We start from the raw sequence: 23,451 nt of genomic DNA, 5'->3' as shown, positions 1-23,451 counted from the left end.
TCAGTATCCGCTGTCGGTGGTCAGGATCTTGTGACCCGGCGAAATCTCGCGGTATTCCGACGGTTCGGCTACGTAATTCACTGGATGAATTGGCGAGGGTATCGGCTTGAAATCCAGATCTTTTTCGTCCTTGCGCTTGCGCGGGTCGGCGATGGGCACGGCCTTCATCAGCGCCTGGGTATAGGGATGCTGCGGGTTCTCGAAGACGGCGCTGCGCGGGCCCATCTCGACGATGCGGCCCAAATACATCACGCCGACGAAATGGCTGACGCGTTCGACCACGGCCATGTCGTGGCTGATGAACAGGAACGACAGGTCCATCTCTTCTTGCAGTTCCATCATCAGGTTCAGCACCTGCGCCTGCACCGACACGTCCAGAGCCGAAACCGCCTCGTCCGCGATGATCAGCTTGGGGTTCAGCGCAAGGGCGCGGGCGATGGCGACACGCTGGCGCTGGCCGCCCGACAACTCGTGTGGATAGCGGCGCATGAAGCTGCGCGGAAGCTCGACGCGGTCGAACAGCATCTCGATGCGTTTGCGGCCCTCCTCGCCCTTGAACATGCCATAGTTGTGCATCGGTTCGGCCACCTGATCCGACAGCTGCATCTGCGGGTTCAGCGACGCGAAGGGGTCCTGAAAGATCATCTGCATGTCCAGCCGGGCGGTGCGCAGATCGCGCTGGTTCAGCGCGATGATGTCCTTGTTGCCCAGCTTGACCTCGCCCGAGAGCGGCTCGACCAGACGCAGGATCGACCGGCCGGCGGTGGATTTGCCGCAACCGGATTCGCCCACGAGGCTGAGCGTCTGCCCCTTGTTGATGGTGAACGACAGATCCTCGACCGCGTGAACGTTGGCGACGGTGCGGCGCAGCAGCCCGCCCTTGACCGCGAAACGCGTGGTCAGGTTGCGCACGTCCAGCAGCACCTCGTTCTCTTCACCGACGATGGGTTTGATCTCGCCCTGCTTGCGGCCCAAGAGCTTCATCGGTTCGGGGTATTGTTTGCCCGTCATCTCGCCCAGCTTGGGCACGGCGGCCAGAAGCGCCTTGGTATAGGGGTGTTGCGGCGCTTCGAAAATGTCGGCGACGGGGCCTTCCTCGACCTTCTTGCCGCGGTACATGACGACGACGCGGTCGGCCATCTGTGCGACCACGGCCATGTCGTGGGTGATGAACATCACGGCGGTGCCGGTCTCGCGTTTCAGCCGGTCCATCAGTGCCAGGATCTCGGCCTGGATGGTCACGTCGAGCGCGGTCGTGGGCTCGTCCGCGATCAGCAGGCGCGGCTCGCAGGCGAGCGCCATCGCGATCACCACACGCTGACGCATGCCGCCCGACAATTCGTGGGGGTATTGCTGCAGGCGCCGCTCGGGTTCGGGGATGCGCACCTGCCGCATCAGCTCGAGCGCGCGGGCGGATGCCTGTTTTTTACTCATGCGCTTGTGCAGGCGCAGCCCTTCGGTCAGCTGGCGGCCCACGGTGAACACCGGGTTCAGCGCGGTCATCGGTTCCTGAAAGATCATCCCGATCTCGTTGCCGCGGATCGTGCGCATCAGACCCTGATCGGCCTGCGCCAGATCGACCGATGCGTGGTCCTTGCGGTCGAACAAAAGCTGGCCGCCCGCGATCCTGCCGCCGCCGAATTCCACCAGCCGCATAAGGGACAATGAGGACACCGACTTGCCCGAGCCGGATTCGCCGACCACGCAGACCGTCTCGCCCGCGTTGATGGTGAACGAGACATCCTCGACGCCCAGAACCGGGCCGTCCTTGGTCTGGAATTCGACCTGCAGGCCCCTGATATCGGCAATCGGCCCTGCGGCCCCGTGATCCAGCATATGTTTCCCCGGCTGTTTTGAAATCAACGCTAAGACCATTGTTCAGGCACTGTCAAACGCATCCCGACGTTTGCACATTTAACGGGCATCTCAAGGGTTGCTTTTTCCGTAAAGTCTGTTTCGATGTGGTCATTCGTCAGGGGGGCGTGCGAGAAAAGTCACTCTAATGGCTTGGTTACGCTAGGTAAATACAAGACCCAACCGACGCTACACTGCGTGCGCCCGAAAATGGGTCACGCCAAAGACACAAAACATGTGTCCAACAAGGAGTATGTTATGAAACTCAAGACCCTAATGCTCGGCGCGGCTGCCAGCTTTGCCTTCGCTCCGATGGCAATGGCTGATGCCCACCAAGGCGAGCGTGGCCGCGATGGCGAGGTGAAAATCCTCTATTGGCAGGCCCCGTCGATTCTGAACCCGTTCCTGTCGGGCGGCACCAAGGACATCGAGGCCTCCTCGCTGGTTCTGGAACCGCTGGCGCGCTACAACGAGACCGGTGAAATGGTGCCCTTCCTTGCGGAAGAAGTGCCGACCGTCGCCAACGGTGGCGTGTCCGAAGACCTGACCACCATCACCTGGAAGATCAAGGAAGGTCTGGTGTGGTCCGATGGTACGCCGGTCACCTCCGCCGACGTGAAGTTCACCGCTGAATACTGCATGCACCCCGAAGGCGGCTGTGCGCAGGGCGCGTTCTTTGAAGGTGTCGAAACCGTCGAGGCGGTGGACGACCAGACCGTCAAGGTCACGTTCAACCAGCCCAAGCCGAACCCCTATGGCCCCTTTGTCGGTGGTCAGTCCCCGATCATTCAGGCCGCACAGTTCGCCGACTGCCTGGGTGCCAAGGCCCCCGAGTGCACGGACGCCAACTATAACCCCATCGGCACCGGCCCGTTCAAGGTGGCCGACTTCAAGCCGAACGACGTGATCCAGTACGAAGCCAACGAGAACTACCGTGAAGAGGGCAAGCCCGCCTTCGCATCGGTCACCCTGAAAGGTGGCGGCGACGCGAACTCGGCCGGTCGTGCGGTTCTGGAAACCGGCGAATTCGATTACGCCTGGAACCTGCAACTGGCCCCCGACGTCATCGCCAAGATGGAAGCGGCAGGCTACGGCAAGGCGATCACCGGTTTCGGCCCGCTGCTTGAGCGGATCGAGATGAACCTGACCAACCCCTCGCCCGATCTGCCGCCCGAAACACGCGCGACAGTGGCGGAACCCCACCCGATCCTGAGCGACGTCAAGGTGCGCAAGGCGCTGTCGATGGCCATCGACCGCGACCTGCTGACCGAAGTGGGCTATGGCCAGGCCGGTGCGCCGACCTGTAACCTGGTGCCTGCGCCCGCGATCTATGCGTCCGACAACACCGACTGCCTGGTGCAGGACATCGAAGGCGCCAAGGCCCTGCTGGAAGATGCCGGCTGGACCGACAGCGACGGTGACGGCGTGCGTGAAAAGGACGGCATGAAGCTGTCGCTGCTGTACCAGACATCGACCAACGCCGTCCGTCAGGACTTTCAGGCGCTGATCAAGGATTGGTGGAGCCAGATCGGTGTCGAGACCGAATTGCGCAACCTGGACGGTTCCGTGTTCTTTGGTGGTGACCCCGGTTCGCCCGACACGTTCCAGAAGTTCTATGCGGACGTGGAAATGTACGCCAACACCTTCAACGGCACCGATCCGCAGCAGTATCTGTCGGCCTATCGTTGCGGCAACGAGCCCAAGCCATCGAGCCAGTGGCAGGGTGAGAACATCAACCGCTTCTGCGATCCGGCCTATGACGCCATGATCGACGAGCTGGGCCGCACCGGTGATCTGGAAGAGCGCAGCGCGCTGGCCAAGAAGATGAACGACATGCTGACCAAGGAGACATACACCATCGTCCCGCTGGTCAACCGTGCGCGCGTCTCGGCACATGCCAATTCCTTGGGCGGTGTCGTGCTGAACGTCTGGGATTCCGAGCTGTGGAATGTCGGCGACTGGTATCGCACCGAATAATCGGTCATATGGTTGTCGTGTCCCCTTTCTTTCCGAAGGGGGGCACGGCCTCTCGGCCCTCGGGACAGGGTCGCAATAAACAAGACTGACGCACAAAGGCGCCGCATTCATGATTACCTTCGCAATCCGCCGGTTGATCCTGTCGATCCCGACGCTTTTGTTCATCAGCCTCGTCATTTTCCTCTTGCTGCAACTCGCTCCCGGCGACCCGATGGCGCAGGTGCCGCTGACGGTGCCGCCCGAGGTCAAGGAGAAGATGCGGATCGCCCTGGGCCTGGGCGAGCCGCTGTACGTTCAATACTGGAAGTGGATGGTGCAGTTCTTCTGGGTTGAGCCGCAGGTCTTTATCGACTGGCTGACCCGAGACAGCACCTTGCTGGGCTGGCTGCCGGATACTTCGCTTTATGATGGTCGGCTGCGCATGATCTCCTGGCAGACGCGCGGCCCGGTGATGGATCTGGTGGTGCAATCCATGCCGCAGACGATCTGGGTCGTCGGCATGGCCTATATCGTCGGCGTGCTGATCGCGCTGCCCATCGGCATCTATTCGGCCTATCGGCACTATTCAGTCTTTGACCAGACCGGCACGTTCATCACGATGGTCGGCTTTTCGATCCCGCCGTTTTTCACCGGCCCGCTGCTGATCGTGATCTTTGCGGTGCAACTGGGCTGGCTGCCGTCGAACTACAACACCGTGCACGAGGTGGTCGATTGGGACACCTTTGTCTACCAGCTGAAGCAGATGGTGCTGCCGGTGATGGTTCTGGCGTTGCAGACCACGGCGCAGATCAGCCGCTACATGCGGTCCGCGATGCTGGACAACCTGGGTCAGGACTATGTGCGCACCGCCCGCGCCAAGGGTCTGCGCGAGGGCGTCGTGGTCATGGTCCATGTGTTGCGCAACTCGATGATCCCGGTGGTTACCGTGATCGCGCTGGGTATTCCTGCGATCTTTGGCGGTGCGATCATCACCGAGAACGTGTTCGGCGTGAACGGCATCGGCTATCAGCTGCTGATCGCGCTTTTTGCCAACGACATTCCGACGGTGATGACGCTGACGTTCATTTTCGCCATCCTGATCGTTCTGTTCAACCTGATCGCCGATGTGCTTTACGGCGTGCTCGACCCGAGGATCCGCTATGACTGACCAACCCCTCGTGTCCGGGCCAGACCCCGAGATCGACGACCAAGCACTTGGCGCGTTGCAGGACAAGGGGCCGATGGCCCCGCCCCGCAGCCAGTGGCGTGACGTCTGGGACCAGTTCAAGCACCACAAGGGTGCGATGTTCGGCGGCGGTTTCCTGATCTTCATCACGCTTTTCGTGCTGATCGGGCCGTTCCTGTGGACGCTGGATGCGCAGAAGCTGGACATCCGCGCCAAGGACATGCGCCCGGTCTGGACGCTGATCTGGGATGGCGACGCCAAGGCCGCGTGGGCGCATCCCTTCGGCACCGACCAGCTGGGCCGCGATCTGCTGGCGACCATGATCAAGGGCGGCCGCGCGTCGATGGCCGTGGGCTGGGCCGCGATGATCCTGGCGCTGGTCATCGGCACCTTTGTCGGCGTGGTCGCGGGCTATTTCCGCCGCGCGGACTTCTGGCTGATGCGCTTTACCGATCTGGTGCTGAGCCTGCCGATCCTGCCGCTGCTGCTGGTGGCGGTGACCCTGTTCCGCCAGCCGCTGCGCGCCAACTTCGGCCCCGAGACGGGCATGTTCATCCTGATCGTCGGCGTGGTCGGCATCACATCATGGATGCAGACGGCGCGGATCGTGCGGGGCGACATCCTGGCGCTGAAGGAGCGCGAGTTCATCCTGGCGGCGCGCTCCATCGGGACCAAGAATTCAAAGATCATCCGCCGCCACCTGCTGCCCAACGTGATCTCTCCGATCACCGTGTCGGCGACGCTGGGTCTGGCGACCGCGATCATCACCGAAAGTGCGCTGTCGTTTCTTGGCGTCGGCTTTCCGTCGGACTTTCCCACATGGGGCAAGCTGCTGGCGGATGCGGTGCAACGGATGGAGCAGTTTCCCGAGCGCGTGCTGCTGCCCGGCGTGGCGATTTCGCTGACGGTGCTGTCGGTGAACTATCTGGGCGACGGGCTGCGCGACGCGCTGGACCCGCGCATTCGCGGACGCTAGGCGCTGTTGGCGACCAGACGCAACCGGCGCGCCAGATGCGGCAGCGGCGGTGCGTCGGGCAACCTGCGGTAACGGGCCAGCACCTGCCCCGCCAGTGCAGGATGCCCGCGCGCCAATGCCGCCTTGATCAGGGCCTTGTGATAGCTGGCTGATACCTTGCGGCGGCGCAGGTGCCGGGCAAAGCCCCGGCGGTCGCCCTGCCCTTCGATCACCTCACGCATCAGCCCGCCAAAGCCGCCCATCTGCGCCAGATGATGCGGGATGCGGTGCCCCATGTGCGGGCAGCGCAGCACGGCCAGCCGCGTGTCGGGAAGACGCGCCACATGGGCCGCGTCGACCGCATGGCAGGGGTCGACCAGCACCACGGCACTGCGCACCAGTTGCAGACAGCCTGCGGCATCCAGATAGCGGGGGTCTTCCCAGTCGCCGTGCCGCAGCCCCATGGGATAGCGCCGCTCGAACGGGACGCATGTGCGCAGCAGGGTCGATTGCGGGCTGATCGCCACCACCCGCGCACCCGGTGCTGCGGCGACGAAGGTGCAGGCGGCAAAGCCGCCCATCGAACTGCCGTAGAACACCACATCGTCGAAGCGGTGGAAAAAGCCGCTGTCGCACAACCCGTCGAAGAAGTCGAAGACCGCGCGCTGCCTGTACCAGTCGTTGCGCGGCCCGGTCATCAGCCCCAGGTGCGACCAGCCCGCAGTCTCGGCGAGGTCCCAGGCCCATGGCCTGCGAGGGGCCGGGTTCAGATGGGCATCCATCGTGTCGAAGCTGACCAGCAACAGCGGGCCGCGTGGCACGTAGACCGCGCGGTGGCGGTGCAGATTGCGCGTCCAGCCGCCCTGTGCCTCTGCCGTGGCTTGCGTTGCGCGAAAATGTCCTGCCCTGACGCCCATAGGCGACAGGATTGCCACGAGCGGTTTGCCATCCGCTTAATCCCGCGCCGCCGTTTGCACGGGATTTTAGACGTATCCGCCAAATCCCCCTAAGCGACGTGCCGCTTGATCCGGCTCAGCAGCAGCCAGACCAGCCCGATCACCGGCAGGGTCACGGCGGCGGTCATCATGCCCTTGCCGATGCCCAGATAGTCGGCCAGCGGGTACAGAAGGTAGCCTGCCAGCGACACCGCGTAATAGCTGACCGCGACCACCGACAGCCCCTCGACCGTGCGTTGCAGGCGCAGTTGCAGATCGGCGCGGCGGTCCATGCTGGCAAGGATCGCCTGGTTCTGCGCCGAGCGATCGACATCGACCTGCGTGCGCAACAGCTCGGATGCGCGGATGGCGCGGGCCGACATCGCGTGCAGCCGCGCCTCGGTCGCCTTGACGGTGCGCATCGCAGGCTCGTAGCGGCGCATCATGAACTCGGCAAAGCTTTGGCGGCCCTGAAACCGGGCCTCGCGCAGCACGGCGATCCGTTCGGCCACCAGCGCCGCATAGGCACCTGTCGCGGCAAAGCGGTAGGCCGAGCGCGCGCCCTGCTGTTCGAGCGCCACCGAGACGTCGAGCAGCGCGTGCAGCGTCTCTTCGGCGCGGGCGTCGGGGCTGCGCATGGTTTCGGTCAGATCGTTCAGCTGGGTGTCGAGCGCATTGAGCGGCCCCGCCAGTTCGCGGGTCTTGGCAAAGCCCAGCAGCGACATGGATTTGTAGGTCTCGATCTCGGACAGGCGTTGCACGATGCGCCCGACGCGCCCCGGCCCGGTGGTGGCGCTGACGTAGACCGCGAAACGCAAGTGCCCCGCCGGATCAATGCGAAAGTCCGAGGCGACCACGGCAGAGCCATCCAGCACATCGGCCACCGCGATGCTTTCGCGCACCAGCCAGGCGTCCAGCTGCGGTATGATCTGCCCGTCATCCGCAGGGCGCGGCATGACGCGAAACAGCGCCGAGGTGATGCGCGCACCGGGCATCGCATCCTGCCAGTGCGGCGGGAAGACCTCGTATTCGGCGGGGTCGAAGGGGCGGTCGCTGAGCCCCGTCTGGAACACGGTGTAGGTGACGAATTCGGTATGTTGTTCCCATTTGATCGTATAATTGCCCATCGCGCCGAAGTAATGCGTGGCGCCGGGATCGGGGCGCGGTGCGCCGTAATGGTCCAGGAGCAGCATCAGATGCGCCAGCGCCGCGGTGCGGGCCGTGTCATCGGGGCTGTGCTTGATGGCAAGATAGGCGGCCATCGCAGGCGCGTTCAGCACCGGAAAGGGCCGCGCGTGCAGTTCCGACGTCAGGCGGTGGCGCAGGGGGTGGTCGTTCACTGGCGGCATGGTCCGTTCCTGTCGGTGTCTTCTGGCACAAGTCTGCTGGCACAAGTCTGCTGGGACAAGTCTGCTGGCACAGAGAGGTAACCGAGGTGCGGCCAAAAAGATAGCGAAAAGCCAAGCGAAATCAAAGCATTACGGAATACATATGTATACCGGGCAGTCTGCGCCCCTGAAAACGCAAGAGGCAGGCCGCAACGGGCCTGCCTCTTGTCGTCATTTGGGCTGATATCAATCGATCATCGGCAGCAGTTTGTCGATCGACGCCTTGGCGTCACCGTAGAACATGCGCGTGTTTTCCTTGAAGAACAGCGGGTTTTCGATGCCGGAATAGCCGGTGCCCTGACCACGCTTGCTGACAAAGACCTGCTTGGCCTTCCAGCATTCCAGAACCGGCATGCCGGCGATGGGGCTGTTGGGATCGTCCTGTGCGGCAGGGTTCACGATGTCGTTCGAGCCGATCACGATGGCGACGTCCGTGTCGGGGAAGTCGTCGTTGATCTCGTCCATCTCGAGCACGATGTCATAGGGCACCTTGGCCTCGGCCAGAAGCACGTTCATGTGCCCCGGCAGACGCCCCGCGACGGGGTGGATGGCGAAACGCACGGTCTTGCCCGCCGCACGCAGCTTGCGGGTCAGTTCGGCCACGCCCTGCTGTGCCTGCGCCACCGCCATGCCGTAGCCGGGGATGATCACGATGCTGTCGGCCTCGTTCAAGGCAGCGGCAACGCCATCCGCCTCGATCGCGATCTGCTCGCCCTCGACCTCCATCTGCGGACCGGAGGTGCCGCCGAAGCCGCCGAGGATCACGCTGACGAACGACCGGTTCATCGCCTTGCACATGATGTAGGACAGGATCGCACCGGAGGAGCCCACCAGCGCGCCGACCACGATCAAAAGATCGTTGCCGAGGCTGAAGCCGATGGCCGCCGCCGCCCAGCCGGAATAGCTGTTGAGCATCGACACCACGACAGGCATATCGGCGCCGCCGATGCCCATGATCAGGTGATAGCCGATAAAGAGCGCGGCCAGCGTCATCAGGAACAGGGGCAAAAAGCCGCCCGTGTTGACGTACCAGATCAGGCAGATCAGCGACAGACCCGCCGCCGACGCGTTCAGCAGGTGACCGCCCGGCAGCTTGGTCGCGGCAGAGTTCACCCGGCCCGCCAGCTTGCCATAGGCAATGACCGACCCGGTGAAGGTGACCGCCCCGATGAAGATGCCCAGGAACAGTTCGACCTGAAGGATGTTGATCTCGACCGCCTCTTTCTTGGCGATCAGCAGGCCGAAGTTGCCGAGGTCCGTGGCCGTGCCAGCAGCCAGCGCCGCCGCGACGTTGCCGATCTCGAAGTGTGCGATGAAGCCGACGAAGACCGCCGCCAGACCGACCAGCGAGTGCATCGCCGCGACCAGTTCGGGCATCTGCGTCATCTGCACCTTGGTCGCCAGTTGGTAGCCGATGATCCCACCTGCGGCGATCAGCACCAGAGAAAGCAGCCAATACCCGGCGCCCGGTCCGATCAGCGTGGCGAAGATGGCCAGCGCCATGCCTGCAATGCCGTACCACACCGCGCGCTTGGCGCTTTCCTGTCCCGACAAACCGCCAAGGCTGAGGATGAAGAGGATGGCCGCGACCACATAGGCCGCTGTCGTAAATCCATAATCCATTGTCTAAGCCCCTTTAAGATTTCTGGAACATGGCGAGCATACGCCGTGTCACAAGGAAGCCGCCGAAGATGTTGATGCCGGTCATGAAGACCGAAATCGCCGCCAGAACGATCACAAGGAACGACCCGGACCCGATCTGCACCAAGGCGCCCAGAATGATGATCGACGAGATCGCGTTGGTGACGGCCATCAGCGGCGTGTGCAGGCTGTGCGCCACGCCCCAGATCACCTGGAAGCCGACGAAGACCGACAGGACGAACACGATGAAGTGCTGCATGAAGCTGGCAGGCGCCACGAGGCCCACGGCCAGCAGCAGCACCGCGCCGACAACAAGCAAGGTCACCTGGCTTTTGGTCTGCGCCTTGAACGCGGCCACTTCGGCCTCGCGTTTTTCGGCGGGTGTCAGTTCCTTGGCCGCCTGCTTTTTCGGGGCTGCCGCGATGGCGGCCACCTTGGGCGGCGGTGGCGGGAAGGTGACTTCCTTGGCGTGGGTCACGGTCGCACCGCGGATCACGTCGTCTTCCATGTTGTGGTTGATCACGCCGTCTTTTCCGGGCGTGAGGTCCGTCAGCATGTGGCGGATGTTGGTCGCGAACAGGGTCGAGGCCTGCGTGGCCATCCGGCTGGGGAAGTCGGTGTAGCCGACGATGGTCACGCCGTTGTCGGTGACGATCTTTTCGTCCTTGACCGTCAGCTTGCAGTTGCCGCCACGCTCGGCGGCGAGGTCGACGATGACCGAACCGGATTTCATGGCCGCAACCATGTCTTCGGTCCACAGTTCGGGCGCTTCGCGGTTGGGGATCAGCGCCGTGGTGATGACGATGTCCATCTCGGGGGCCAGTTCGCGGAACTTGGCCAGCTGCGCCTCGCGGAATTCGGGGCTGGAGACAGAGGCGTAGCCACCGGAGGCCGAGCCGTCCTGCTGTTCTTCCTCGAAGTCCAGATAGACGAATTCGGCGCCCATGGATTCAATCTGTTCGGCCACTTCGGGGCGCACGTCGAAGGCGTAGGTGATCGCACCCAGCGAGGTGGATGTGCCCACCGCCGCCAGACCGGCGACACCGGCACCGACCACCAGAACCTTGGCCGGGGGCACCTTGCCCGCCGCCGTGATCTGTCCGGTGAAGAAACGGCCAAAGTTGTTGCCCGCCTCGATCACCGCGCGGTAGCCCGCGATGTTGGCCATCGACGACAGCACGTCCATCTTCTGCGCACGGCTGATGCGCGGCACCATGTCCATCGCGACGACGGTGCTGCCCTTCTTGGCGGCAGCTTCGAGCAATTCGGCGTTGGCACCGGGGTTGATCAGCGAAATCAGCGTCTGGCCGTCGCGCAGGCGCTTCACCTCGACCTCTTCGGGCGCGCGCACCTTGGCTACGACATCTGCCGCCTTCCACAGGGCTGCTGCCGTCTTGGCGATCTCGACGCCCGCTTCGGCATAGTCGGCATCGGCAAAGCCCGCCGCGACGCCGGCACCCGTCTCGATGATGCAGGTGTGGCCGAGTTTCTGAAGCATCAGCGCACTGTCGGGCGTCATTGCGACCCGGCGTTCGCCTTCGAGTATTTCCTTCGGTGTTCCGATTTTCACCGCGCACCCCCCGTTTGATTCCAAATCCGCCGCCTTGACGACGGTTAACGACAACTTGCTAGCTTGCAGCGTGCACAGTTACAAGCAACTACGCTGCAATGCAGAGCAATAAATGTAAAGAATAGACAGGTTTCGCGCATCTTTCATGCGCCTTGACGTTGGGCATATCGGGTGACGTTCCGGCAGGCCTGGGCGCTGGGGAATTCACCGCCTGTTAACCTGTGACGCACTAGGCTGGTCCGCATGAGCGACAGAGATGAACATATCCCCAGCCCTTGCGCCTTTTTCTTCACGGTCCGCTTGCAGGACCGGCGGTCGGATCTGCTGCTGCGCGAGGTCGGGAGATTGCGCATCGCCACGCGCAGAGCGCTGGCCGCGCACCCGTTCCAGATCGACGACATCGTGGTGCTGCCCAATGCCATCCATACGATCTGGACCCTTCCGTCCGAGGATGCGGACATATCGCGCCGCTGGGGTCTGCTGAAATCGCAATTCTCCCGCGGGGTCCCGGCACCTGCGCATCGCCATCCCGCCAGTCTGCGCAGTGGGGACAAGGGGATTTGGCAGCGCCGGTTCTGGGCGCATCGGCTGACAGATGCAAATGACGTGGCCGACCACCGCCACCTGATCTATTCCGCGCCGGTTCAGGCCGGGCTGGTGACCGATCCGCGCCACTGGCCGCACACGTCGCTACACCGCGCCTTGCGCGCAGGCACATGGAGCGTACCGCAGCAGAGCGCCGCCGCGTGAGCCTTTCAAGGGATCAGGCTGTTTTGAGCGCGGGGCGCGATTTGCCCGCCGACCAGTCACGCAGGGCATTGCCGAAGGCCGCGAAGAGGATCTTGGACACCGGGTCCATCGCGGCATTGTATTCTGGGTGCCACTGCACCGACATGGTAAAGCCCGGCGCGCCGTCGATATAGATCGCCTCGGGCGTGCCGTCGGGGGCATAGCCGTCGATCACCACGCGTTTGCCCGCGGCCTTGATCCCCTGCCCGTGCAGAGTGTTGGTCTTGACCACCTGATTGCCCATCAGGCGGTGAAATGGGCCACCTTCGGAGAACGTCACCTCGTGGCGCAGCGCGAACTTCTCTTCCAACGTGCCATCGGGCGGCATCCGGTGATTGCTGCGCCCCGGCAGATCGCGGATCTCTGGGTAGAGGCTGCCGCCCATCGCCACGTTGACCTCCTGAAAGCCGCGGCAGACGCCGAAGAACGGCTGGCCACGCTCGACGCAGGCGCGAATCAGCGGCAAGGTCACGGCATCGCGCGCGCGGTCGAAATCGCCGTGGGCGGCGGTTGCTTCCTCGCCGTACTCCTCGGGGTGGACGTTGGGACGCCCGCCGGTGAACAAAAAGCCGTCGCAGACTTCCATCAGTTCCTCGGCGGTGTTCAGCGCGGGGTCTGCCGCCACCAGAAGCGGGATCGCGCCCGACACTTCCGCGATCGCGGCGGTGTTCATCATGCCACCCGCATGCACCTTGTAATCGTCGCCGATCACATGGGCATTGCTGATAATTCCGACAACCGGACGTGCCATAGGGGCTCTCTCACTCTCGTCATGTCTGGCGGCTGGTATATCGCAGGCCGGTGCGATTGCCCAGCCTGACGCGCCGTCGCGGCACCCTGCCCTAGATTTCGCCCACCAAAGCGGCAGCTTCGATACCCGCCATCGCCGCAGTCGCATCGTTGTCCGAGCTGTCGCCGGTCACGCCGACCGCGCCCACGACCTTGCCCGCCGCATTGCGCAGCAGGACACCGCCCGGAACCGGCACCACGTGGCCGCCGAACACACCGTTCACCGCTGCCATGAAGTACGCCTGATCCTCGGCCCGTTTCATCTGCGCCGTGCCCGCCATGCCCAGCATCACGGCGCCATAGGCCTTGCCATGGGCAATGCCAAAGCGACCGGGGGAGGCGTCATCGCTGCGCTCGAAGGCCACCACGTGGCCGCCTGCGTCCAGCACGACCACCGACAACGGCTTCAGTTTCATGTCCTCGCCTTTCGCCATGGTCTGACGAATGATCTTTCGGGCTTGGTCCAAGGTCACCGACATCGGCCCCTCCTTTTTGTGATTTTCGTTGAGTTTAAATGGGGGCACGCGGCCCCCCGTTCGCCTTCAGGCCTGGGCTTTTTCAGGCTTGGGCTTTCAGTTCCAGACGCCGCGCGTGCAACACGGGCTCGGTATAGCCCGAGGGCTGTTCGCGCCCTTTCAGCACCAGGTCGCAGGCGGCGGCAAAGGCCACGCCGTCGAAATCCGGCGCCATCGCGGTATAGGTCGGATCGCCCGCGTTCTGCTGGTCGACGACGGCTGCCATCTTGCGCAGGCCGGCCCTTACCTGATCCTCGCTGATCACGCCGTGGTGCAGCCAGTTCGCCAGCGCCTGCGCCGAGATGCGGCAGGTGGCGCGGTCTTCCATCAGGCCCACGTCGTTGATGTCGGGCACCTTGGAACAGCCTACGCCCTGATCGACCCAGCGCACCACGTAGCCAAGGATGCCCTGAGCATTGTTCTCGATCTCGCGGGTGATGTCCGCGTCGCTGAGGTTGCGGCCGTCCATCACCGGAATGGTCAGCAGATCGTGCAGGGTGCCGCGCGCGCCGCCTGCCTTGATCTCGTTCTGGCGGGCCAGCACGTCGATCTGGTGGTAATGCGTCGCGTGCAGCGTGGCGGCGGTGGGCGACGGCACCCAGGCGCAGTTGGCACCGGATTTGGGGTGTCCGATCTTGGTCTTCAGCATGTCGGCCATCAGGTCGGGCATCGCCCACATCCCCTTGCCGATCTGCGCGCGGCCCTGCAAGCCGCAGGCCAGCCCGATATCGACGTTGCGATCCTCGTAGGCGGCAATCCAGGGGGCGGATTTCATCTCGCCCTTGGGCACCATCGGCCCTGCCTCCATCGAGGTGTGGATCTCGTCGCCGGTCCGGTCGAGGAAGCCGGTGTTGATGAAGGCCACCCGCGATTTCGCGGCGCGGATACATTCGGCGAGGTTGACCGAGGTGCGGCGCTCCTCGTCCATGATGCCGAGCTTGACCGTGTTGGCGGGCAGGCCCAACACCTTTTCGACGCGGGTGAAAATCTCGTCGGCCAAGGCGACCTCTTCGGGCCCGTGCATCTTGGGTTTGACCACGTAGACCGAGCCTTCGACCGAGTTGCGCAGCCCGTCCGATTTCTTCAGATCGTGCATCGCGATCAGCGTGGTGATCATCGCGTCCATCAGCCCCTCGCTGACCTCGCGGCCTTCGGCGTCGAGAATGGCGGGGTTGGTCATCAGGTGGCCGACGTTGCGGATCAGCATCAGCGAGCGGCCCTTGAGCGTCGCATCGCTGCCGTCTGCGGCGGTATAGGCGATGTCATCCGCCATTCTGCGCGTGATCTGCTGGCCGCCCTTCTCGAAGGTTTCCTGCAGATCGCCGGTCATCAGGCCCAGCCAGTTGCCATAGGCCACGACCTTGTCCTCGGCATCCACGGCGGCGACGCTGTCTTCGCAGTCCATGATGGTGGACATCGCGGATTCAAGGCGCACGTCGGACATGCCCGCAGGATCATTGCCGCCGATGTCGGTGCTGCGGTCCAGCATGATCTGGATGTGCAGGCCGTTGTTGCGCAACAGCACGAAGTCGGGCGCATCCGCATTGCCGCCAAAGCCCACGAAGCTGTCGGGGGTGGCGAGTGCCATGCTGCCATCGGGTATGTCTATCCGCAGCGATCCGTCGGCAACTGCCAGCCCGCTGACCGCTGCCCACTTGCCGGACATCAGCGGTGCGGCCTTGTCCAGAAAGCCCTTGGCCCAGTCGATCACCCGCGCGCCACGTTTGGCGTCATAGCCCTTACCCGTCGGCAGATCGCCCAGCGCGTCGGTGCCGTAAAGCGCATCATAGAGGCTGCCCCACCGCGCGTTCGCCGCGTTCAGCGCAAAGCGGGCGTTGGTGATCGGCACCACCAGTTGCGGGCCGGGGATTTGTGCAATTTCAGGATCGACGCCAGCGGTGTCGATCTGGAACGGCGCGCCCTCGGGCACCAGATAGCCGATCTCGCGCAGGAAGGCGGTGTAGCTTTCGGCGTCATGCGGCTGGCCCCGGCGCTCAAGGTGCCATGCGTCGATCTGTGCTTGCAGCTCTTCGCGTCGGGCGAGCATACGCCGCGTCTTGGGGCCCAGGTCCGCCACGATCCCGGCAAAGCCCGCCCAGAAGGTGCTGGCATCCACGCCGGTTCCGACAAGGGCCCGATCTTCGACAAAGGCGGCCAGTTCGGGGGCGACGCTCAGACCGCTGCGGTCCAGGTGGTTGGTCATGACATGCTCCGTGATATGGTTGTTGATGCAAGGGTATGGCCTAATCCAACGCCCGTAAACCACCCGGCGCGAAATTGGTAATATTATTTTACCAGTTGCGGAGATTTAGGGACAAACGCAGAAAAACCGGGCGCTGCCCCGGAAAGCTGCGACCGGTTTACAGGTTGCTCGGCAGATTGACAGTCTGGCTGAAAGTCTGGCGTGCGATCAATCCGTGAGCGTCTGCTGGTTTGCGGCGGGCTCTGCGCTGGTGGCTTCATCCGTCTCGGGATCGAAACCGCCGAAGAGGTAGATCACGCCTGCGATGAAGGCCACGGTCAAGGCGATGGCCATGCCAATCAAAAGCGGGCTATGGCGTTTGGATTGCTTTTCAATCTCCGTGTCGGGTGCAGACATAGTAAAAATACCTCTCACTTGATAATTCCGGGCGGGTTGCCGCCCAAGCGTCACAAGACTAACGTCTGTGCCTGACGCTTTGTTCCAACATTTCGACCCGAGACAGGACAGCCCATGCGCGATGCCGCCCCCCAGACGATATACCTTGCCGACTACACGCCCTTTGGTTTCGACGTGGACGAGGTGCATCTGACGTTCGATCTGGCCCCGTCGGCCACCCATGTGCGTGCCCGCATCCGGTTTTCGCCCAATCCAGATGCCACCGACCGCACCTTCTTTCTGCATGGCGAAAACCTGACCCTGCTCAGCGCCAAGATCGACGGCGAGACGGTCAAGCCGAAGGTGACGTCCGAGGGGCTGACCTGCGATGTGCCGTCGATCCCGTTCACCTGGGAAAGCCTGGTGCAGATCGACCCCGCCGCGAATACCGCGCTTGAGGGGCTGTACCAGTCGGGCGGCATGTATTGCACCCAATGCGAGGCCGAGGGGTTTCGCAAGATCACCTATTACCCCGACCGCCCCGATGTCATGAGCACCTTTACCGTGCGGATCAACGGACCGCACCCGGTGCTGTTGTCGAACGGCAATCTGGTATCGTCGGGCGATGGCTGGGCCGAATGGCACGACCCTTGGCGCAAGCCTGCCTATCTGTTCGCGCTGGTCGCGGGCGATCTGATCGCGCACCGCGACACGTTCACCACGATGGAGGGCCGCAAGGTCGATCTGGCCCTGTACGTGCGGCCCGGCGACGAGGGCAAATGCGCCTTCGGGATGCAGGCGCTGAAGGACAGCATGGTCTGGGACGAAAAGGTTTACGGGCGCGCCTATGACCTTGAGGTGTTCAACATCGTCGCGGTGGATGATTTCAACATGGGCGCGATGGAGAACAAGGGGCTGAACATTTTCAACGCCTCTGCGGTTCTGGCCTCGCCCGAGACATCGACGGACATGAACTTTGAACGCATCGAGGCGATCATCGCGCATGAGTATTTTCACAACTGGACGGGCAACCGCATCACCTGCCGCGACTGGTTCCAGCTTTGCCTGAAGGAAGGGCTGACCGTTTATCGCGACAGCCAGTTCACCTCGGACATGCGCAGTGCGCCGGTCAAGCGGATCGGCGACGTGATCGACCTGCGCGGGCGTCAGTTCACCGAGGATCAGGGGCCGCTGGCACATCCGGTGCGCCCCGAAAGCTTTCAGGAGATCAACAACTTCTACACCGCCACCGTCTATGAAAAAGGTGCCGAAGTGATCGGGATGCTGCGCACGCTGGTCGGGGCCGATGCCTACAAGCGCGCGCTGGACATGTATTTCGACCGTCACGACGGGCAGGCCTGCACGATCGAGGACTGGTTGCAGGTGTTCGAGGACGCGACGGGCCGCGATCTGACACAGTTCAAGCGCTGGTATTCCCAGGCGGGCACCCCGCATCTGAGCGTGACCGAAACGTACAAGAACGCGACCTATACGCTGACGTTAACCCAGCACACCCCGCCCAGCGCCGCGACACCCGATCCGCAACCGCTGGTGATCCCCGTCGCCGTGGGTCTGCTGGACGCAAGCGGGGCCGAAGTGATGGAAACGCAGGTGCTGGAAGTGACCGATGCGACGCAAAGCTTTGCCTTCGCGGGGCACAGCGAAAAGCCCACTGCGTCGATCCTGCGCAATTTCTCGGCCCCTGTGGTGCTGGAGTTCGATGCCGATCACGCGGCCCTGCTGGCCCATGACACCGATCCGTTCAACCGCTGGGAATCGGGGCGCGCACTGGCGCTGGCGTCGCTGATGGCTGCGATCACCAAGGGCACGGCGCCAGATGCGGATTACCTGCAAGGGATCGCCACGGTCCTGCGCGACGAAAGCCTCGATCCGGCCTACCGCGCGCTGATGCTGGGCCTGCCGGGGCAATCGGAACTGGCCGCCGCCCTGCACCGGCGCGGCGACACGCCCGACCCGCAGGCGATTTACGATGCGGTGCAGGGGATGAAGGACGCGCTGGCGCAGACCTTGCAGGACGATCTGCCGGGGCTTTATGCGCGCCATCAGATCGAGGGTGCCTATGCGCCGGATGCCGAACAGGCCGGCATGCGCGCGCTTGGCAATGCAGCACTTTCGCTGCTGACGCGGCTGGACGGCGGGGATACGGCACAGGCGCAATACGACAGTGCGACCAACATGACGCAGCAACTGGCGGCGCTGGCCTGTCTGATCCGCGCAGGTCGTGGCGACGCGGCGCTGGCCGATTTCGAGGCGCAGTGGAAAGATGACCGTCTGGTCATGGACAAATGGTTCGGCCTGCAGGTCGGAGAGGCAAAGCCCGACGATGCGGTCGATACGGCCAAGGCGCTGACCCGGCACAGCGATTTCAACTGGAAGAACCCCAACCGGTTCCGCGCCACGCTGGGCGCGCTGGCCGCGCACCACGCAGGGTTTCACGCCGCCGACGGGTCGGGCTATGCGCTGCTGGCCGATTGGCTGATCAAGCTGGACCCGGTCAACCCGCAGACCACGGCGCGGATGTGTTCGGCGTTCCAGACGTGGCGGCGCTATGACCAGATCCGCCAGTCGCTGATGGCCAAGGAGCTGGACCGGATCGCGTCCACGCCCAACCTCAGCCGCGACACCACCGAGATGATCACCCGCATCCGCAACGCCTGAGGGGTAAGCCAATGTCCGATCCACGCCCCGTCTGTCTGATCACCGGTGCCTCGGCGGGCATCGGGGCCGCCTGTGCCGAGCTTGCCGCCAAGCGCGGTTATGACCTGGTGCTGACCTATCGTAGTGACGGCACCGGGGCCGAGGCGACCCGCGCCATGGCCGAAGCCGCCGGTGCCCGCGTGGTTCTGGTGCAGGCCGACGTGGCCGAGCCTGATGACATCGACCGTATATACGCCACGCTCGACGCCGAGTTTGGCCGCATCGACGCGCTGGTCAACAACGCAGGCGCCATCGACAGCATCGCGCGGCTGACCGACATGGACCACGCGCGCCTGACCCGCATCTTTGCGGTCAACGTGATCGGCGCGATGCTGGTGGCCAAGGGCGCGGTGCAGAGGATGGAGGCACGGGGCGGCGGCGCCATCGTCAACGTCTCGTCCGTGGCCGCACGCCTGGGATCGGGCGGACAGTTCGTCGATTATGCGGCGACAAAGGGGGCAATCGACACCTTTACCAAGGGGCTCTCGGACGAGGTCGCGCCCAGCGGCATCCGCGTTAACGCGGTGCGCCCCGGCATCATCGTGACCGACATCCACGGCAAGGCAGGCGCGCCGGAACGGGTGGATAAGCTGGGCCCGATGACGCCGATGCGCCGGGCGGGCACTGCCGCCGAAGTCGCCACTTCGGTGTTGTACCTGCTGTCGGACGAGGCAAGCTATGTCACCGGCGCATTTCTGGATGTGTCGGGGGGCCGCTAGACATGCCGATCACGCTGGGGCTGATCGTGGTGGGCATGATCGTCTACTTCGTCCTCTTGCGGGTCCGGCGCGGATCGCGGATGGTGGCCGAGGTGATCGACATGCCCAGCGACGTGCGCACCGCCGCGCGTCGGCTGGGGTATAAGAGACGCACCGACGTACATCCGGTGCAGGGCATCGACGATCCGCAACTGGCGTTGGGCACATTGGCAGTGGCCTATCTGTCACTTGGCAAAGCACCCACCCCTGCAGCGCCTGCATTGCTGAAACACGACATTGCGCAGGATGCTGAGCAGGCACGGAGCATGGTGATGCTGGGCCGCTGGCTGATCCGCACCTGCGACGGCACGCAGGATGCGGTGACGCGGGTGGCGCGCAGGCTTCGCGCGCTGGACGGCGGCGGTTCTGTGCAGTCTTTGAGTGCGCTGATGCAGGACGGTGAAGAGGACGAGACCCCGGCCCAGACCGCTGCGCGCACCGAAGTCGAAGGCATCCTGCGCCCGCAATGACCGACTATACCCATACCCGCAGCGGGCGCAGGCCTGCGACGCTGATCACCCTGGCGGCTGTCTGGCTGGTGCTGGCGCTGGCGCTGGTCATGCTCGACGCGTCGCTTTGGATCGTGGGGCTGGGGGCGCTGGCCACCCTGCCCGCGCTTTATGATCTGGTGACCGCGCGGGTGTCGTCGCTGCGCCTGTCGGATACGGATCTGAGCTGGCAATCAGGTCGACGCGCGGACAGCATCGCCCTGCGCGAACTCGAAGCCGTGCGGCTGGACACGCGGCTGGACCTGTCGATCAAGGCGACGCTGACCCTGCGCGGTGGCACGAAACAGCGGCTGCCGCTGGACGTGGTGCCCCCCGCGCAAGAGTTCGACGATGCGCTGAGCGCACGCGGCATCAAGGTCGAGCGGCATCATTTCAGTCTGGTCGGCTAACGCTTGGGCCGCATTCTGGGCCGGATCGCGTTGGGCAGCGCGCAATAGGATTGCTTGCGTGTCCATCCTGCGATGTCGCGGCGTTTTGATGGCACGCGCATCGGCCCCCAGTCGGCGGCGACCCCGCGCCACCGGCTGTCGCGGGCAAAGATCACGCCGTCGCGCGGCACGGTCACCGACAGGATGCGCACGGCACAGGACAGGTTGGCCGCGCCCTTCATCAGATCCGGCCCCGACCCTGCGTGGCATTTGTATCCGCGTGCCGTCGCAGGCAGGATCTGCAACAATCCGTACCAGCGCCCGCCGCCACCCACGGCCTGCGGTTTATAGGTGCTTTCGTGCTTGGCCAGCGCCGACAGGAACCCCAGCCAGAATGCCCGCCGTTCGCGCAGGCCCGAGTGCGCATAGTTGGGGCACCAGTCCGCGATATCGCGCGGCACGGTCTGCACCAGCGGCGCGCCATGGGTCTTGAGCGCGGAAAGCGCGGCACGGTTCCACAGCATGTGATTGGGCTGATGTGTCCAGCGAGTGCGGGGCACGTCGCCGTCGCGCGCAGGCGGGCGCGGCATCTGGGACAGCTCGGCAAAGACCGCAGCCCCCGCCAGCACGCCCCAAAGCCCCACACATATCGCCATCGCAATCCGTTTCATCGCAGCATTATGCGCGGCACCGCTGCGCCAGATCAAGCGATCACAGAGGCGGGACAAGGCCCGTTCACGCAGGTTTGCGAAACAACTGCACGGCAGAGCGCCTTATTGTTGCCCATTTGAGTGAAATTCCGCAGTTGCGCCACGGCCCTGACACGTGCTGCAAGGGCCTGCCCGTCGGCCCCTGACCGTCCCGTTCGCCCCGATCTGCCGAGGCCGTATCCGCGCGAAAGTCAAGGATAACCCGCTATTAACCAACGCCCCTCACACCTTATGAGCGAACTGTGGCAATGAAATGCACCTCGGTCCACCAATGACCGCCGAAGCTCCGCACGGGTGCCATGTTTGCGCCTCAAACCATCGGCAGATTGGCATCAACACAACCAAGACAACGAGTGGATCAGATGCGTTCGAAGCTCCCCGGCCTGAAAATCTTGAAAATGCTCCGCAATGCGGTTCAGGGGCCTTCGGCCAAGCTGGCCTTTGACGGGGTCATCGACACGTCCGCCGCAGCCAAGCGCCCACAACGCGCCGCCGTGCCCGACCTTGCGCCCGCTCTGAGCATTCCCTGCCCCGATCCCACCGGCGAAGACCGCGCCTGCGACATGCATCAGTCCAGCGGTCTGCGCATGGCACGTCAGGAAGACTGGGCCGGCGTGTCCGCCGCGATCCACGCCGCCGAAGCCGCCTGTGAGCGTACCCCCGGCGGCATGCCGGTGGCCGATCTGATCGCTTTCGGCGCGCGCTCTGACGTGGTGTCGGCTGCGGAACATGCCCTGCTGTCGGGCCGCCCCGCCAAGGACGCGCCCCTGTTGGAGGGGATCATTGCCCTGGAAGAGATGCTGGCCGAATTTCCCGACGACTATGCCATCGCGACCATCGTGACGATGACCCATCTGGACATCGGCTGGGCCTGGCGCGGCACCGGCTGGTCCTCGGAAGTGCCCCTGCGCAACCGCGAGGCCTTTGACGCGCATTTCGACCGCGCCCGCGATATCCTCGAAGGGTTTCCTGCGGAAGAGTTCAACTCTCCCCTGCTGGCCGCCGCCCACTGCATGTTGCGCAGCGGTCTGCCCACCGATACGCGCCGCCTCGTCACCTCTTACGAGCGGTTGATCGCGCTCGATCCGCTGAACGCGCGGGCGCTGCGCAACTTTGGCACGCATCTGCTGCCACGCTGGCATGGCACCGTGCAGGAACTGGAAGTGCAGGCGCGCCGCATGGCCAGCAGCACCCACGCGCAATGGGGCGCGGGCGGCTATACCTGGGTCATGCTCGACGCCATTGCGCAGGACGACGCGGCCTGCAGCCAGCTTGACGTGGCGTTCTTCATCGAAGGCCTGCACGACATCCTGAACCGTCGCGACGATCCGCACACCGTCAACCTGCTGGCGGCCTATTGCGCCAACACGATGGGCATGACGCTGGATGCTGCCGATGATGTCGCATTCGTGCGCGGTCAGATCGCCGACTGCGCGAAGTGGATCATAAGGCGCCACCTGACCGAACTGCACCCGATGATCTGGGCCCATGCCGCGCGCGGCTTTGACAACAATCTGCGGGTGCGTTGCCCCGACCGCTTTGCCGCAGCGGGCGCTGCCGATGCGCACCGCATTCTGTGCGACATGTTCCGCCGCGAGCTGTCGCAGGGCAACCGCGTGGTCTTTACCGACCGGGGCGCGGAGCTGGAGCCGTCCTGACGCCGGTTGCCGCCAACCCGCGCGCCGCCGATGCCAGAAGGGCGCGTGAATAAAGCGCATGCGCGGTCTTGAGGCTGTCAAAGACCGGGCCCAGAACCATCTTGCCCGACTTTCCCTTGACCGGAACCACGACCGATCCGAAAAACAGTTTCGTGTCAGCGCCTTGCACCGCGACGCTGAACCAGGATTTGGTCCGCCCCGACCGCTCTGCCAGCAGCATCTCATCCGCGCGCCTTGCCGCGACCTGCCAGACGGCAAAGCGCTCTGCCTCCCCCTCGGCCACTGCGCGTGCCTGAACGTCCGTGGACGGCGCACGCGCCGCAAGCCGCAGCACCAGTCGCTCGGCGCGAAACAGCGGCGTGGTGTAGAATGCCGTCACATAGTCGGCCAGCGACACCTGCCCCGGCACCACGCAGGCGTAGCAATCGGTGAAATAGCCAGGCTGCGCCGCCTGCTCTGCGATCAGACTGCCGACGGGCATCTCTTGTGGTGTGACGTTGACCATGCCGCCACCATGCGCCGTCCGCGCGCGCCTGCATAGCGCCCGCAATGTCGCAGCCTCTTGCAGCACGGG

The 23,451-nt window shown here is 64.2% G+C and carries 20 protein-coding genes; 9 read left to right on the top strand and 11 right to left on the bottom strand.

Annotated features, from left to right (window positions below; genetic code table 11):
- Positions 1-1,836, bottom strand: coding sequence for an ABC transporter ATP-binding protein (locus NTA49_RS07755; protein WP_258294122.1), 1,836 nt, complete (start codon positions 1,834-1,836; stop codon positions 1-3).
- Positions 1,837-2,112: 276 nt separating this feature from the next.
- Here NTA49_RS07755 and NTA49_RS07750 point away from each other — a divergent pair, with 276 nt between their 5' ends.
- From NTA49_RS07750 to NTA49_RS07740, 3 genes are all read left to right on the top strand, one after another.
- Positions 2,113-3,831 (top strand): peptide ABC transporter substrate-binding protein, encoded by a 1,719-nt coding sequence (locus NTA49_RS07750; RefSeq protein WP_258294121.1) that lies wholly within the window; start codon positions 2,113-2,115, stop codon positions 3,829-3,831.
- 109 nt (positions 3,832-3,940) lie between these two features.
- The gene (locus tag NTA49_RS07745) at positions 3,941-4,978 is read left to right on the top strand and encodes an ABC transporter permease (protein WP_258294120.1); all 1,038 of its coding nucleotides are present in this window, start codon (positions 3,941-3,943) and stop codon (positions 4,976-4,978) included.
- Complete coding sequence (locus NTA49_RS07740) at positions 4,971-5,972, top strand: ABC transporter permease (RefSeq protein WP_258294119.1); 1,002 nt, start codon at positions 4,971-4,973, stop codon at positions 5,970-5,972. The genes NTA49_RS07745 and NTA49_RS07740 overlap by 8 nt, the downstream gene beginning before the upstream one ends.
- Here NTA49_RS07740 and NTA49_RS07735 read toward each other — a convergent pair.
- The 4 genes from NTA49_RS07735 to NTA49_RS07720 all read right to left on the bottom strand — a co-directional run bounded on the left by NTA49_RS07735 (position 5,969) and on the right by NTA49_RS07720 (position 11,485).
- On the bottom strand, positions 5,969-6,886 hold the full coding sequence (locus NTA49_RS07735) for a hypothetical protein (RefSeq protein ID WP_258294118.1): 918 nt from the start codon (positions 6,884-6,886) through the stop codon (positions 5,969-5,971). The genes NTA49_RS07740 and NTA49_RS07735 overlap by 4 nt on opposite strands.
- A gap of 71 nt (positions 6,887-6,957) precedes the next feature.
- Positions 6,958-8,235 carry a DUF3422 family protein gene (locus NTA49_RS07730; protein ID WP_258294117.1) on the bottom strand — a complete coding sequence of 426 codons (1,278 nt, stop codon included), beginning with the start codon at positions 8,233-8,235 and terminating at the stop codon, positions 6,958-6,960.
- Positions 8,236-8,460: 225 nt separating this feature from the next.
- Positions 8,461-9,897 (bottom strand): NAD(P)(+) transhydrogenase (Re/Si-specific) subunit beta, encoded by a 1,437-nt coding sequence (locus NTA49_RS07725; RefSeq protein ID WP_258294116.1) that lies wholly within the window; start codon positions 9,895-9,897, stop codon positions 8,461-8,463.
- Between the two features lie 13 nt (positions 9,898-9,910).
- A complete protein-coding gene (locus NTA49_RS07720; protein ID WP_258294115.1) occupies positions 9,911-11,485 on the bottom strand; it encodes a Re/Si-specific NAD(P)(+) transhydrogenase subunit alpha in 1,575 nt (524 codons plus the stop codon).
- A gap of 243 nt (positions 11,486-11,728) precedes the next feature.
- On the opposite strand from NTA49_RS07720, the gene NTA49_RS07715 reads away from it, so the two are divergent.
- On the top strand, positions 11,729-12,235 hold the full coding sequence (locus NTA49_RS07715; protein ID WP_258294113.1) for an REP-associated tyrosine transposase: 507 nt from the start codon (positions 11,729-11,731) through the stop codon (positions 12,233-12,235).
- Positions 12,236-12,248: 13 nt separating this feature from the next.
- Here the strand turns inward: NTA49_RS07715 and NTA49_RS07710 are convergent, their stop codons facing one another.
- From NTA49_RS07710 to NTA49_RS07695, 4 genes are all read right to left on the bottom strand, one after another.
- On the bottom strand, positions 12,249-13,025 hold the full coding sequence (locus NTA49_RS07710) for a gamma-glutamyl-gamma-aminobutyrate hydrolase family protein (protein WP_258294112.1): 777 nt from the start codon (positions 13,023-13,025) through the stop codon (positions 12,249-12,251).
- A 91-nt stretch (positions 13,026-13,116) separates the two neighbouring features.
- Positions 13,117-13,542 carry a GlcG/HbpS family heme-binding protein gene (locus NTA49_RS07705; RefSeq protein ID WP_258294111.1) on the bottom strand — a complete coding sequence of 142 codons (426 nt, stop codon included), beginning with the start codon at positions 13,540-13,542 and terminating at the stop codon, positions 13,117-13,119.
- A gap of 79 nt (positions 13,543-13,621) precedes the next feature.
- Positions 13,622-15,781 carry a malate synthase G gene (locus NTA49_RS07700; protein ID WP_258294110.1) on the bottom strand — a complete coding sequence of 720 codons (2,160 nt, stop codon included), beginning with the start codon at positions 15,779-15,781 and terminating at the stop codon, positions 13,622-13,624.
- Between the two features lie 207 nt (positions 15,782-15,988).
- Positions 15,989-16,177 (bottom strand): hypothetical protein, encoded by a 189-nt coding sequence (locus tag NTA49_RS07695; protein WP_258294109.1) that lies wholly within the window; start codon positions 16,175-16,177, stop codon positions 15,989-15,991.
- 114 nt (positions 16,178-16,291) lie between these two features.
- On the opposite strand from NTA49_RS07695, the gene pepN reads away from it, so the two are divergent.
- The 4 genes from pepN to NTA49_RS07675 are packed head-to-tail and all read left to right on the top strand — an operon-like array spanning position 16,292 to position 20,530.
- Positions 16,292-18,835: an aminopeptidase N gene (gene pepN / locus NTA49_RS07690; protein ID WP_258294108.1), complete on the top strand. Its 2,544-nt coding sequence runs from the start codon at positions 16,292-16,294 to the stop codon at positions 18,833-18,835.
- A gap of 11 nt (positions 18,836-18,846) precedes the next feature.
- On the top strand, positions 18,847-19,593 hold the full coding sequence (locus tag NTA49_RS07685; RefSeq protein ID WP_258294107.1) for an SDR family oxidoreductase: 747 nt from the start codon (positions 18,847-18,849) through the stop codon (positions 19,591-19,593).
- Positions 19,594-19,595: 2 nt separating this feature from the next.
- Entirely contained in the window at positions 19,596-20,102 is a 507-nt protein-coding gene (locus NTA49_RS07680) for a hypothetical protein (protein WP_258294106.1), read from the top strand.
- Entirely contained in the window at positions 20,099-20,530 is a 432-nt protein-coding gene (locus tag NTA49_RS07675) for a hypothetical protein (protein WP_258294105.1), read from the top strand. The genes NTA49_RS07680 and NTA49_RS07675 overlap by 4 nt, the downstream gene beginning before the upstream one ends.
- Here NTA49_RS07675 and NTA49_RS07670 read toward each other — a convergent pair.
- Positions 20,527-21,180, bottom strand: coding sequence for a lytic transglycosylase domain-containing protein (locus tag NTA49_RS07670; protein ID WP_258294104.1), 654 nt, complete (start codon positions 21,178-21,180; stop codon positions 20,527-20,529). The genes NTA49_RS07675 and NTA49_RS07670 overlap by 4 nt on opposite strands.
- Before the next feature lie 401 nt (positions 21,181-21,581).
- Here NTA49_RS07670 and NTA49_RS07665 point away from each other — a divergent pair, with 401 nt between their 5' ends.
- The gene (locus tag NTA49_RS07665; RefSeq protein WP_258294103.1) at positions 21,582-22,877 is read left to right on the top strand and encodes a hypothetical protein; all 1,296 of its coding nucleotides are present in this window, start codon (positions 21,582-21,584) and stop codon (positions 22,875-22,877) included.
- On the opposite strand, the gene NTA49_RS07660 is transcribed toward NTA49_RS07665, so the two are convergent.
- Positions 22,843-23,382 carry a hypothetical protein gene (locus tag NTA49_RS07660; RefSeq protein ID WP_258294102.1) on the bottom strand — a complete coding sequence of 180 codons (540 nt, stop codon included), beginning with the start codon at positions 23,380-23,382 and terminating at the stop codon, positions 22,843-22,845. The two genes, NTA49_RS07665 and NTA49_RS07660, sit on opposite strands and share 35 nt — an antisense overlap.
- Positions 23,383-23,451: the final 69 nt, after the last annotated feature.

Origin of the sequence: Pseudosulfitobacter koreensis (genome assembly GCF_024733015.1) — a bacterium.
GTDB lineage: Bacteria > Pseudomonadota > Alphaproteobacteria > Rhodobacterales > Rhodobacteraceae > Pseudosulfitobacter > Pseudosulfitobacter koreensis.
This window is presented reverse-complemented; position numbering and strand designations above follow the sequence as displayed.